10 protein-coding genes and 2 tRNA genes are annotated in these 12,159 nt (G+C 71.6%); 4 read left to right on the top strand and 8 right to left on the bottom strand.

The features are described from left to right. Positions 1-63: 63 nt before the first annotated feature. Positions 64-1,065, bottom strand: coding sequence for a tryptophan--tRNA ligase (gene trpS, locus CR162_RS01375; RefSeq protein WP_099093748.1), 1,002 nt, complete (start codon positions 1,063-1,065; stop codon positions 64-66). Positions 1,066-1,232: 167 nt separating this feature from the next. On the opposite strand from trpS, the gene panC reads away from it, so the two are divergent. The 4 genes from panC to CR162_RS01355 all read left to right on the top strand — a co-directional run bounded on the left by panC (position 1,233) and on the right by CR162_RS01355 (position 7,567). Further along, entirely contained in the window at positions 1,233-2,081 is an 849-nt protein-coding gene (panC, locus tag CR162_RS01370; protein WP_099093747.1) for a pantoate--beta-alanine ligase, read from the top strand. A 114-nt stretch (positions 2,082-2,195) separates the two neighbouring features. Next, entirely contained in the window at positions 2,196-4,442 is a 2,247-nt protein-coding gene (locus CR162_RS01365; protein ID WP_176559672.1) for a VTT domain-containing protein, read from the top strand. Positions 4,443-4,453: 11 nt separating this feature from the next. Beyond that, positions 4,454-5,191: an endonuclease/exonuclease/phosphatase family protein gene (locus CR162_RS01360; RefSeq protein WP_245870082.1), complete on the top strand. Its 738-nt coding sequence runs from the start codon at positions 4,454-4,456 to the stop codon at positions 5,189-5,191. A gap of 684 nt (positions 5,192-5,875) precedes the next feature. Next, on the top strand, positions 5,876-7,567 hold the full coding sequence (locus CR162_RS01355) for an FkbM family methyltransferase (RefSeq protein WP_099093745.1): 1,692 nt from the start codon (positions 5,876-5,878) through the stop codon (positions 7,565-7,567). Positions 7,568-7,577: 10 nt separating this feature from the next. On the opposite strand, the gene CR162_RS01350 is transcribed toward CR162_RS01355, so the two are convergent. From CR162_RS01350 to tatB, 7 genes are all read right to left on the bottom strand, one after another. Then, positions 7,578-8,669: an acyltransferase family protein gene (locus CR162_RS01350; RefSeq protein ID WP_176559671.1), complete on the bottom strand. Its 1,092-nt coding sequence runs from the start codon at positions 8,667-8,669 to the stop codon at positions 7,578-7,580. A gap of 149 nt (positions 8,670-8,818) precedes the next feature. After that, positions 8,819-8,895 (bottom strand) — tRNA-Arg (locus CR162_RS01345). A gap of 25 nt (positions 8,896-8,920) precedes the next feature. Continuing rightward, complete coding sequence (locus tag CR162_RS01340) at positions 8,921-9,241, bottom strand: NADH dehydrogenase ubiquinone Fe-S protein 4 (protein ID WP_099093743.1); 321 nt, start codon at positions 9,239-9,241, stop codon at positions 8,921-8,923. A 53-nt stretch (positions 9,242-9,294) separates the two neighbouring features. Further along, positions 9,295-9,368: transfer RNA gene (locus tag CR162_RS01335), tRNA-Pro, on the bottom strand. A gap of 78 nt (positions 9,369-9,446) precedes the next feature. Beyond that, positions 9,447-10,715 (bottom strand): serine--tRNA ligase, encoded by a 1,269-nt coding sequence (gene serS, locus CR162_RS01330; protein ID WP_099093742.1) that lies wholly within the window; start codon positions 10,713-10,715, stop codon positions 9,447-9,449. 9 nt (positions 10,716-10,724) lie between these two features. After that, a complete protein-coding gene (tatC, locus tag CR162_RS01325) occupies positions 10,725-11,513 on the bottom strand; it encodes a twin-arginine translocase subunit TatC (protein WP_099093741.1) in 789 nt (262 codons plus the stop codon). A 9-nt stretch (positions 11,514-11,522) separates the two neighbouring features. Beyond that, positions 11,523-12,146: a Sec-independent protein translocase protein TatB gene (tatB, locus tag CR162_RS01320; RefSeq protein WP_099093740.1), complete on the bottom strand. Its 624-nt coding sequence runs from the start codon at positions 12,144-12,146 to the stop codon at positions 11,523-11,525. Positions 12,147-12,159 lie beyond the last annotated feature (13 nt).

Here is a 12,159-nt window from a genome sequence, read left to right as displayed (position 1 = left end):
CCGCCGCCGCGCACGCGGCGGGGCGGGGCGGGGCGGCGGCCCTGCACGGGGCCGGGCGGCGCCTCAGCGGCGGGGCAGGAAGCCCATCAGTTCCTCGGCCTTCTGCACGATCGGCTCGGCGATGGCGGCGGCCTTGTCCGCCCCCGTCCGCAGCGCGGCGTCCACCGCCGCCGGGTCGTCGAGCAGCCGCCGCATCTCCGCCTGGATCGGGCCGAGATGCGCCACCAGCGCCTCGGTCAGCACGCCCTTGAAGGTGCCGAAGCCCTGCCCCTCATGCTCGCGCAGCACCGCCTCCGGCGTGGAGCCGGTGATGGCGGCCAGGATGCCCACCAGGTTGCGCGCCTCCGGCCGCGCCTCCAGCCCCGAAAGCTCGGCCGGCAGCGGCTCGGCGTCGGTCTTGGCGCGGCGGATCTTCAGCGCGATGGCGTCGGCATCGTCCGTCAGGTTGATGCGCGACTGGTCGGAGGGGTCCGACTTGCTCATCTTCCTGGTGCCGTCCCGCAGGCTCATCACCCGCGCGGCGACACCCTGGATGATCGGCTCGATGTGGGGGAAGAACTCCACGCCGTAGTCGTGGTTGAACTTCTCGCCGATGTCGTTGGCCAGCTCCAGGTGCTGCTTCTGGTCCTCGCCCACCGGCACGCGGGTGGCGTGGTAGGCGTGGATGTCGGCCGCCATCAGGTTGGGATAGACATAGAGGCCGGCGCCGGCGTTCTCGCGGTCCTTGCCCGCCTTGTCCTTGAACTGGGTCATCCGGTTCAGCCAGCCGAGCCGCGCCACGCAGTTGAACAGCCAGGCCAGCCGGGCATGGGCGTGAACATGGCTCTGCACGAACAGGGTGCAGCGGTCCGGCGTCACGCCGCAGGCGATCAGCGCCGCGGCCATCTCGCGCGTCTGCCGCGCCAGCGTTTTCGGGTCGAAGGGCTGGGTGATCGCGTGCAGGTCCACCACGCAGTAGATGCACTCATGGTCGTCCATCATGGGCACCCAGTTGCGGATGGCACCCAGATAGTTGCCGAGGGTGGGGATGCCGGAAGGCTGGATTCCGGAGAACACGCGCTGCATCGTCGAACCTTTCGCGCCTGGGCAGGCGGGGGTGATCCCGCGCGGCGGCGCCTGCGTCAAGCCATGGGCGCCGCCCCGCGCCGCTCGGCCAGGGCCGCGCCCCCGTTGCGCCGATCGCGCGGAGGCGGCAGAGGAGCGCGAAACACCGGCCGGAGGAGCTGAAGCACATGCGGATCGAGCGGGAACTGGAGGGATTGCGCGCGGCCACCGGCGCCTGGCGCGCGGCCGGCCGGCGCATCGCCCTGGTGCCCACCATGGGCGCGCTGCATGCCGGGCACCTCGCACTGGTGGCCGAGGCGCGGCGGCGCGCGGATGCGGTGGTCACCTCCATCTTCGTCAACCCGCTGCAATTCCTCCCCGGCGAGGACCTGGACCGCTATCCGCGCGACGAGGCGGGCGACCTCGCCAAGCTGCGCGAGGCGGGCTGCGACCTCGCCTGGCTGCCCACCCCCGCGGTGATGTACCCGCCTGGCGCGGCCACGGTCATCGAGCCCGCCGGCCCCGCCGAGGGCTGGGAGGGCGCCGAGCGCCCGGGCCATTTCCGCGGCGTCGCCACCGTCTGCACCAAGCTGTTCATGATGACGCGGGCGGACGTGGCGGTGTTCGGCGAGAAGGACTGGCAGCAGCTCCAGGTCATCCGCCGCGTGGTGGCCGACCTGCACCTGCCGCTGGAGATCGTGGGCCTGCCCACGGTGCGCGACACGGACGGGCTGGCCCTGTCCTCCCGCAACCAGCGCCTCGCGCCGGAGCACCGCGCGCGGGCGGCCGCCCTGCCCCGCCGGCTCGACGCCCTGGCCGCGGCCCTCGCCGCCGGCCGCCCGGCGGGCGATGCCCTGGCCGAGGCGCGCGCCGCCCTGGCCGCCGAGGGCTTCGGGGTGGACTACCTGGCGCTCGTCGTGCCGGAAACGCTCGCCCCCTGGCCCGGGGGACAGACCGGCGAGGCCCGGCTGATCGCCGCCGCGCGGCTGGGCGACGTGCGGCTGCTGGACAACATCCCCGCCCGCGTCCTGGCCTGAGAAAAGCGGGCGGCGGGGGCGTGTGCCGCCGCCGCCGCTCCCGCAACCCTGGGGCGTGGCGGCCCCCGCTTCGCGCATGACACTTTTTCCGGGCTGCTGCGTTGCGGAATGGCGATGATCATTCAGCCCCCCGCCAGCGGCACCGTCATGCCCCTATCCCCGCACGCCACGCTGCCCCTGCTGCGCCCCGGCGACACGGTGTGGCGCACCGCCCACGCCCCCCGCGCCGCGGTGCTGATCGACGCCGCCGCCTATTACGGCGCGCTGCGGGAGGCGATGAAGCAGGCGCGGGAGACCATCCTGATCGCCGGCTGGGACATCGACAGCCGCACCCCCCTGGTCGGCCCCTCCGGCGAGGCGACGGACGGGATGCCCGCGACGCTCGGCCCCTTCCTGGCCGAGCTGGTGCGCCGCCGCCCCCGGCTGCGGGTGAAGCTGCTGCTGTGGGACTATTCGGTGCTCTACGCGCTGGAGCGCGAGCTGCTGCCCGAGCTGGCGCTGCAATGGAACACCCCCGCCCAGATCGAGCTGTGCCTGGACGGGGACGTGGCCTTCGGCGCCTCGCACCACCAGAAGATCGCGGTGATCGACGACACCCTGGCCTTTTCCGGCGGGTTGGACCTGACCATCCGCCGCTGGGACACCCCGGCGCACAACCCGGTCAACCCGCACCGCGTCGACCCGCGCGACGAGACCTACGCCCCCTTCCACGACGTGCAGATGATGGTGGATGGCGAGGCCGCCGGGGCGCTGGCCGACCTGTTCCGCGCCCGCTGGGCACGCGGCGCCTGCGAGGACCTGCCCCCGCGCGAGCCCGTCCCCCGCCGCCCCGCGCCCTGGCCCGCCGATGTGGCGCCGGACCTGACGGATGTGCGGGTGGGCATCGCCCGCACCCAGGGCGGCTACGAGGACGAGCCCGAGATCCGCGAGGTGGAGCGGCTGTTCGAGGCGATGATCGACCGCGCCGAGCACAGCATCTACATCGAGAACCAGTTCCTCACCGCGCTCGGCCTGGCGCGCCGCCTGGCGGACCGGCTGCGCGCCCGCCCGCGGCTCCAGGTCGTCATCCTCGGCCCCCGCACGCACCACACCTGGCTTGAGCACCGCACCATGCTCGCCGGCCGCATCCGCTTCATGACCCTGCTGCGCGAGGCGGGCGTGGCCGACAGGGTGCGGCTGGTCTATCCGCATGTCGGCACCAAGCGCACGCCGCAGGCGGACGTCATGGTCCACTCCAAGGTCACGATCATCGACGACACGGTGCTGCGCGTCGGCTCCGCCAACCTCTGCAACCGCTCCATGGGCGCGGACACGGAGTGCGACCTCGTGGTGGAGGCCACCACGGCGGAGCAGCGCGCCATGATCGCCCGCGTGCGGGACCGCTTCCTGGCCGAGCACCTCGCCGCCACGCCGGAGCAGGTGGCGGAGACGGTGCGGGCGGGCGGGCTGTTCGGCGCGCTGGACCGCCTCGCGGGCCGCACCCACCAGCTCCTGCCGATCGAGGACGGGGAGCTGGACGAGGGCGAGGCCCTGCCGCAGATCGAGGCGGTGGCCGACCCGCAGCGCGCCCTCGGCACCGCCATGCTGCTGGCCGACTTCACCGCCGCCGACGGCACCTCGCACGGGCTGCCGCTCTGGGCGCGCATCGCGCTGGTGGTGGTGCCGGTGCTGCTGCTGGGGGTGGTCTGGCGCTACACGCCGCTCTCGGCCTACCTGAACCCGGAAACCTTCAGCGCCTCCATGCAGAACGCCAACGGCGCCTGGGGGCCGGCCATCGCCCTCGGCCTGTTCATGGCGCTGGGGCTCATCGCCTTTCCGGTCAACGTGCTGATCGTGGCCACGGCGGCGGCCTTCGGGCTGTGGCCGGGGCTGGCCTATGCGGCGGTGGGCGCCATGGTCAGCGCCGTGCTCACCTACCTGCTCGGCCGCAAGGTGGGGCCGAAGCTGCTGCGCAAGCTGCTCGGGCCGCGCATCAACCGCATCAGCCGCAGCATCGCGCGCAACGGCATCATGGCCGTCACCATGGTGCGGCTGATGCCGGTGGCGCCCTTCACCCTGGTGAACCTGGTGGCCGGCGCCATCCGCATCCCGCTGCTCGACTACACAGTGGGCACGGCGCTGGGCCTGGCGCCCGGCCTGGTGCTGATGACGGCGCTGGGCGACCGCCTGCTGCGCATCATGACCGACCCTTCCCTCACCGACATACTGGGCTTCATCGTCGTGCTGGTGGCGTGGGGCGGCATGTCCTACGGCTTGCAGAGCCTGGTGTCGTGGTTCCGCCGCCGCGCCGCGCGCAGGCGGCATGGGGAGGCGGCGGACGCCGCGCATGAGGGCGCCGAGGCGGGGGCCGGCGCCGCATGAGGCTACGCGTGATGACCTGGAACATCCATTCCGCCATCGGGCCGGACGGGCGCTACGACCTGGACCGGGTGATGGGGCTGATCCGCCGCCACAACCCGGACATCCTGGCCGTGCAGGAGGTCGAGAGCCGCGGCCGGGGCGACCGCCCTTCCCCCTTCGCCGCGCTGCGGGACCATTTCTCGGGCCACGCCACGGCCGAGACGATGCGCGCCCAGGATGGCGCCTATGGCCACATGCTGCTCAGCCGGTGGACCATGGAGGACGAGGCGCTGCACGACCTTTCCTATCCCGGGCGGGAGCCGCGCATGGCCATCTCGGTGCGGGTCCGCACGCCGGGGGGGTATCTCGGTGTCGTCTCCACCCACCTTGGCCTGCGCTGGCGGGAGCGGCAGCACCAGGCGGCGCGGCTGGCGGCCCTGGTGCGGCGCCTGCACGGGCCGCTGGTGGTGATGGGCGACTTCAACGACTGGTCCTGGCGCGGTCCCGTCTGGCGCGCCCTCTCGCCCCTGCTGCCCGCCGTGACGCGGCACCGCACCTTTCCTTCCCACCGCCCCCTGCTGCGGCTGGACGAGATCTTCTGCCGCCCCGTGCCGCTGCTCGGCCCAAGCTGGCGCGACCCGCTGGGCCGCGAGGCCTCGGACCACCTGCCCGTGGTGGCCGACCTGAACCCCGGCCATCTGCATGGCAGCACCCATGCCAGCCGGGAGCGGGAAGAGAGGGCACCGGCCCAGCCCGTGCTCAGCCACTGACGCGGATTCTGTTCAGGGGAATTACCGAGACGGGCGGGGATGCTCGCGGAACAGGAACCTCGGAGCATCTGGCGTGGAGCCGGGGCGGACGACGGTGTTCCAGGCCGGTCCAGGGAGGGTCCTGCGCCCCGTCTCGTTTCCGCGCGCGTTTTCATGCGTGGGGCTGCAACCAGGGGCACACGCACGGGTTGTGGAGATTGGCTTCTCCAATCCCGCAGGGCGGCAGCCGGTGTCCTGAACTATGATCCCCAAAGGCTGATCACTTGGCCCGCCACGCTGGCGGGCTTCTTTTTTGCCCGAAGGTTGCGGGCACCCAGAGCCCCCCGCCCCGGCACCCGGCCCGGCCGCGCCGGCCAAGGCCCGGGGGCAAGGCGGCACGGCGTCAGGGCCGGCTACATCAGTTGCAGCATGTAGAGAACGGCGAAGGTGCCCGTCACCATACCGGCGGTTGTGCCAGCCTGGAGGGCATGGCGCGTCCAGTTGATCCGGCCACTCCATTGAAGGCACATGTGAAATTGCTTCATGCCGCCCCATAGCACGGCCCGGCCCGGAAGCCGGCATGCATTCGCCCGCGCCCCTTCCCCCACCCCGCCGGATGGACGGGACCCCGCGAAGTCGTGATCCGATGACGGGCATGGGCGGGACGATCTAGGCGTTGCCCACCGGCTGCGCCAACATGCGCGGATGCAGCAGAATCTGACCCGGACCAAGACGTGGCTGGCGGAGCGGCTCGGCCTGAGACGCCTCTTCGCCGCGAGCACCTACACGCTGATCAAGCAGCTCCAGGCCGACGCTCCCCCCGAGGGCCTGGAAGGCAATGAGCGGCTGCAGGCACTCTTCCTGGAGCTGGCCGGCATTCTCCAGCCGAACCTGTTCATGGACATCGGCGCCAATGACGGCTCGGCCTCGCTCGCGGTGCGGCGCCGGCTGCCCCATTGCACGATCCATGCCTTCGAGGCCAATCCGCGGATCTTCGCCCGGAACAGGGAGCGGCTGGAGGCGGAGGGCGTCCGTTTCTGGAACCTCGCCGTGAGCGACAAGCCGGGCCGCGTGACCATCTACGCCCCGCTGACCCTTTCGCAGGCCTATGTCGATGGCGAGGTCGTTCCCGCGCATGTCGAGGAGGCGGAGGACACCGGGAAGTCCTCCCTGCTGCGCCGGAACGAGAACGCCACCTACAGCGAGTTCGATGTCGAGGCGGCGACGCTGGATGGCTTCGCGCAGGCGCATGTGCCGGACTGGGGCCAGCGCACGGCCTTCCTGTGGGTCGATGTGGAAGGTGCGAGCGACCGCGTGCTGGCCGGCGCCACGCAGCTCCTCGCCCGCACCCGCGCCATCTTCCTGGAAACGGAGGGCTTCCCCTTCTGGGAAGGCCAGGCGAGCACCGCGACCGTCCTGAACCGCCTGATGCGCGCCGGCTTCCTGCCCATCGCCCGCGACCGCGAATATGGCGACAAGCAGTTCAACATCCTGCTGCTGCACCAGGATGTGGTCGAGCAGGTCATCCCCGTGCTGCTCGGGCAGGGCGGCGCGCGGAAGGCGCCGCCTCCGCCCGCCCCGGCGCCCACTCCCTCCGCACCTGCCCCCGTGCCGGCGCCGGTGCCGGTGCCAGCGCCGGCGCCGGTGCCGGCCACGCCGCATCTGTCGCTGGCCTGCCGGCTGCAAGGCGACGTGCCGGTCATCATCCCCTGCTTCGACACGGTGACCTATGTCCGGGGCATGGTGGAGCAGCTCCGCGACCGCGGGCTCCGCAACATCATCCTGGTGGACAACGCCTCGACCTTCGCGCCGATGCGGGCCTATCTGCAAGATCCCGGCGCGGGCGTCACCGTCATCGCGCAGGCGGAGAACAAGGGGCCGCGGGACTGCTTCACCGACCCCGCGACCCTGGCGCTGCTCCCGCAGGTCTTCTGCGTCACCGATCCCGACCTCGCCCTGAACCCGGACATGCCGCCCGACTTCATCGGCCAGCTCGCCGCGCTGACGGAGCGGCACGCGGCTGGCAAGGCCGGGCTGGCGCTGGACATCTCCACCCCCGCGCTCATGCGGGACGAGGAGTTCCGGATCGGCGGCCGGGGCTGGAAGATCTGGGAATGGGAGGCGCAGTTCTGGCAGGAAGGGCTGGAGCCCACCGCGGGGGGCGACCCCGTCTTCAAGGCCCAGACCGACACCACCTTCGCGGTCTACAACAAGCGCCACTTCGACCCGCACCGCCCGCTCGACGGGGTGCGCGTCGGCGGCCGCTTCACCTGCCGGCACCTCCCCTGGTACCGGGAGAACGGGCTGCCGGCCGAGGAGGAGCGGCACTACCGGCAACACGCGCGGGACAGCTTCTACCTCCGCAACAGCGACTCCCCTCCACCCCGGCTCTCCTGAGGCCGGGCCGCTACTCTCCCGCCACCCGCTCAGCGGGCGCGGCGCCGCCGATGGCGGGAGCCTTGTAGCGCCGCATGCCGTGCCGCGCCCGCAGGAACGGCTTCTCCACCAGCCACCAGGAGCCCAGGGCCAGGAGAAGCGTGGGCGGCACCGCACAGGCCGTCAGCAGGATGGGGCCGATCCCGGCACCCAGCAGCGCCACCACCGCCTGCTGCACCGGAAAGGCATAGAGATAGGTCCCGTAGGACAGGTCGCCGATCGTCTTTCCGAGGTGCAGCGCCCAGGGCAGCGCAAGGCCCGCGTAGAAGATCAGGTAGGGCAGGCAGACGAGGAGCACGACCATCCTGGCGTGCCCGGCCGGCGCGATGGCGAGGATGATCGCGCAACTGGCCGCGGCACCGGGGCTGAGCTGGATCTCCTCGCGGAACGCCCAGAAGCAGGCGCCGATCAGGAAGAAGCAGGCCGCCTTGATGGCCGGAAAGAGGGGCACCATCCGCACCAGCAGCCCCCCCTGGTTGTCCCAGCTCAGGCCCCAGGCTGGCGTGGCCAGGTAGCAGGCCAGCAACGCCGCGGTCAGCAGCGCCAGCACGCCGCGCCTGAGCAGGCCGAACGCCGCCAGGAGCGGCATCACGAGGTAGAAGGCCGCCTCGATCGGCAGGGTCCAGAGGCTGCCGTTGAAGTAGTTCAGCGGATTGCCGCCGAACACGCCCGGAATGACGGTGGTGATGCTGAACACGAACAGGCCGAGGACATGCTCCCACACGGCCGGGTCCTGGAAGTACCGCCCGGCGGGCAGGCTGGTGAAGAACGGGCCCAGCACCAGGGCGGTCAGGACCAGGCAGACCGCCAGCCCGGGCACGATCCGCAGCGCGCGCGAGCGCAGATAGGTCCAGGAATCGTGCCGCTGGGCCGAGCGGCAGACCAGGAAGCCGCTCAGCGTGAAGAAGGTGGAGACGGCGAGGCCGCCGCCGGTGTCGTAGCCTCCCCACCGCGCCGCGAAGGGCTCGGCACCCACGCCGGTCAGCGGATAGCTGTGGCTGAACAGCACCAGCAGCGCCGCCAGCAGGCGGATGGCATCGAAGTTGTTCCTCGGCGCCGCCATCCCCTCCGCGACGGATATTGTTTTCAAAGCCATGCCGCCGCACCCGCCATCCCGAAACATTGCACAGGCGGTTATTATTTACGGTCGCGCAACAGTCAACGCGGCGGAACGATTCCTGTCGGTCCGGGCCGGCCTGGGAGCGGGGAAGATGGCGCACCCTGAGGGACTCGAACCCCCAACCAACCGGGTAGAAGCCGGTTGCTCTGTCCAGTTGAGCTAAGGGTGCGGAACGGGGCGGGTCCCGCCCCGGGTCAGTGGGTCCAGTTCTCCGCCCGGCCGTAGCGGAAGTTCTCGGCGTAGGATTTCGGCTTGATCGCGGCGTGCCGCGGCTCGGCCTCCACCTCGTAGGGGATGTTGTTGGCGCGGGCATAGGCCTCGGCCGCCTCGCGGGTGGAGAAGCTCAGGCGGAGCTGGGCGCGGGTGTCGCCCGAGCCCCACCAGCCGGTCAGCGGATCGGTGCGGCGCGCCTCGGCCGGGGAGAAGACGAGCTGCCAGCCTGTGCGGGCCTTGCCGGACTGCATGGCCGAGCGCGGCTGGCAGCGGATGCGGGCAATGGCGGTGTCGCGGCTCATGCGGTGACGGCTCCCGGACCAGGCTGGCGGGCAGGCCCGCCGATGAGGAGGTATCGGGGCGAGAGGATTCGAACCTCCGGCCCTCTGCTCCCAAAGCAGATGCGCTACCAGGCTGCGCTACGCCCCGAATGCCGCGCAACCTATGGGCTCAGGCGGCGCTCGGCAAGCGCCTTCGCGCAAAGTCCGGCACGCCAGGAGCGGCGCCTCAGCCGATGCGCTCCAGACCGCCCATCCAGGGCCGCAGCACCTCGGGCACGCGCACGCCGCCATCGGCCTGCTGGTGCGTCTCCAGCACCGCGATCAGCGCCCGCCCGACGGCCACGCCGGAGCCGTTCAGCGTGTGCAGGAAGGCCGTGCCCTTGCCGCCCTCGGGGCGGTAGCGGGCATTCATCCGCCGCGCCTGGAAGTCGCCGCAATTGGAGCAGGAGGAGATCTCGCGCCATGCCCCCTGCCCCGGCAGCCACACCTCCAGGTCGTAGGTCTTGGTGGCGGAGAAGCCGGTATCGCCCGCGCAGAGCACGACGCGGCGCCAGACGAGGCCGAGCTCGGTCAGCACCCGCTCGGCGCATTGCGTCATGCGCTCGTGCTCGGCGGCCGAATCCTCCGGCCGGGTGATGGCCACCATCTCGGCCTTGGTGAACTGGTGCTGGCGCAGCATGCCGCGCGTGTCCCGCCCCGCGCTGCCCGCCTCGGAGCGGAAGCAGGGCGAGAGCGCGGTGAAGCGCAGCGGCAGGGCGCTCTCCGCCAGGATCTCGCCGGCCACGAGGTTGGTCAGCGGCACCTCGGCGGTGGGGATCAGCCAGCGTCCATCGGTGGTGCGGAACAGGTCCTCGGAGAACTTCGGAAGCTGGCCGGTGCCGTACATGGTGGCGTCGTTCACCAGCAGCGGCACGGAGGTCTCGGTGTAGCCGTGCTCCTCCGTGTGCAGCGCGATCATGTACTGGCCGAGCGCGCGCTCGAGCCGCGCCAGCGCGCCGCGCAGCACGGTGAAGCGGGCGCCGGCCAGCTTCGCCGCGGCGCCGAAATCCATCAGCCCCAGCGCCTCGCCGATCTCGAAGTGCTGCTTCGGCGTGAAGTCCAGCGCGGGCGGCTCGCCATGCTGGCGCAGCACCACGTTGTCCGCCTCATCACGGCCCTCGGGCACGGCGGGGTCGAGCAGGTTGGGCAGCGCCTCCAGCATGGCGGTCTGCGCGACTTCAGCGGCTTTGGCTTCGTCCGCCAGGGCCTCCATGCGGTCGCGGAGCGCGGCGCCCTCGGATTCCAGCGCCGCCGTGTCAGCCCCCTGGCGCCTGGCCTGGCCGATTTCCTTGGAAAGCTGGTTGCGGCGGGACTGCGCCTCCTGCGCCGCCGCCTGCGCGGCGCGGCGGGCGGCGTCCTGCGCCAGGATCGCCTCCGCCGAGGGCGGCAGGCCGCGCCGCGCCAGGGCGGCGTCGAAACCCGCCGGATCGGCGCGGACAATGCGGATGTCGTGCATGGGTCAGGCTCAGCTGTTGTCGTCGTCGCGCTTGGGCGCCACCCAGCCGGCGGCCAGGATCGAGATCTCGTAGAGCAGGATCAGCGGCACCGCGAGGCCGACCTGGCTGATGACGTCGGGCGGGGTGATGACGGCGGCCACCACGAACATGCCGACGATGGCGTAGCGCCGCCCCTTCTTCAGCCCCGCCACCGAGACGATGCCCACCTTGGCCATCAGCGTCAGCGCCACCGGAAGCTGGAAGGCGACGCCGAAGGCCAGGATCATGTGCATGACCAGGCTGAGGTATTCGCTCACCTTTGCTTCCAGCTGCACCGGCAGGGCGCCGCCGCCGGGCGGCGTCTCGAAGGAGATGAAGAACTTCCAGGCCAGCGGGAAGATGAAGTAGTAGGCCAGCGCCGCGCCGAGGACGAACAGCACCGGCGAGGCCAGCAGGAAGGGCAGCAGCGCCTTCTTCTCGGAGCGGTAGAGGCCGGGCGCGATGAACAGCCAGAGCTGCGTCGCCCACATCGGGAAGCTCAGGAACACGGCACCGAACAGCGCCACCTTCAGGTAGGTGAAGAACGCCTCGTAGAGCGCGGTGAAGATCATCCGCCGCTCGCCGCCCGACTGCTCGTGCAGGATGTCGGCCAGCGGGCGGGCCAGGAAGCCGTAGATCTGGGCGGAGAAGTAGTAGCAGAGCGCAAAGCAGATGATGAAGGCGCCGACCGACCAGAGCAGGCGCGTGCGCAGCTCCAGCAGATGCTCGATCAGCGGCATCGGCTTGTCGTCGATGATGTCTTCCTGGTCGCGGGCCACGGCGGGAGCTCAGACGCTGGGGTTGGGCTTGGCCGCGTCGGACGCGGCGGAAGCGGAGGGGTTGGGGCTCATCGTCGGGTTGCTCTCCGCCGGCCGCGAGGGGCCGGAATGGGTGTCGGGGCCGGCCCCGGCGGCGATGCTGGGCGGAACGAAGGCAGGAGGGCCTGCCGGGCGCGGCGGCTCGGCCGCGGGAGGGGCGGCCAGGGCGGAAGCCGGAGCGGAAGCCGGGCCGCCATCCTGGCCCCCATCCGGGGAGGCGGGCGATTCGGCGGTCCCTTCCGGCGCGCCGGCGCGGATCGCGCCAGGCTCGGGCGACGGGGCCGCTGGCTTCCAGGCATCCTTCAGCGGGTCGTCGTTGAAGGTGCGCCGGATCTCGCCATCCTGGTCGAGGTTGCGCTCGATCGTGCTCTTGATGTCGAAGTTCCGGATGTCGCGGATCTGGTCGCGCACGTCCTCGAGCTTCGCCTCGCGCACCAGCTCGTCGGCGTGCGACTGGAACTCGGAGGCCATGCGGCGCAGCTTCTGCACCCCCTTGGCCACGCTGCGGATGGCGTCCGGAAGGTCCTTCGGCCCGATGACGACAACCGCGACCACCGCGATCAGGGCGATCTCGGACCAGGCTAAATCCAACATGTGCTTCCCATCT

It is taken from the genome of Teichococcus rhizosphaerae (assembly GCF_002631185.1).
Lineage (GTDB): Bacteria > Pseudomonadota > Alphaproteobacteria > Acetobacterales > Acetobacteraceae > Pseudoroseomonas > Pseudoroseomonas rhizosphaerae.
Note: the sequence above shows the minus strand (reverse complement) of the source record. Positions and strands in the feature narration are given on the sequence as shown.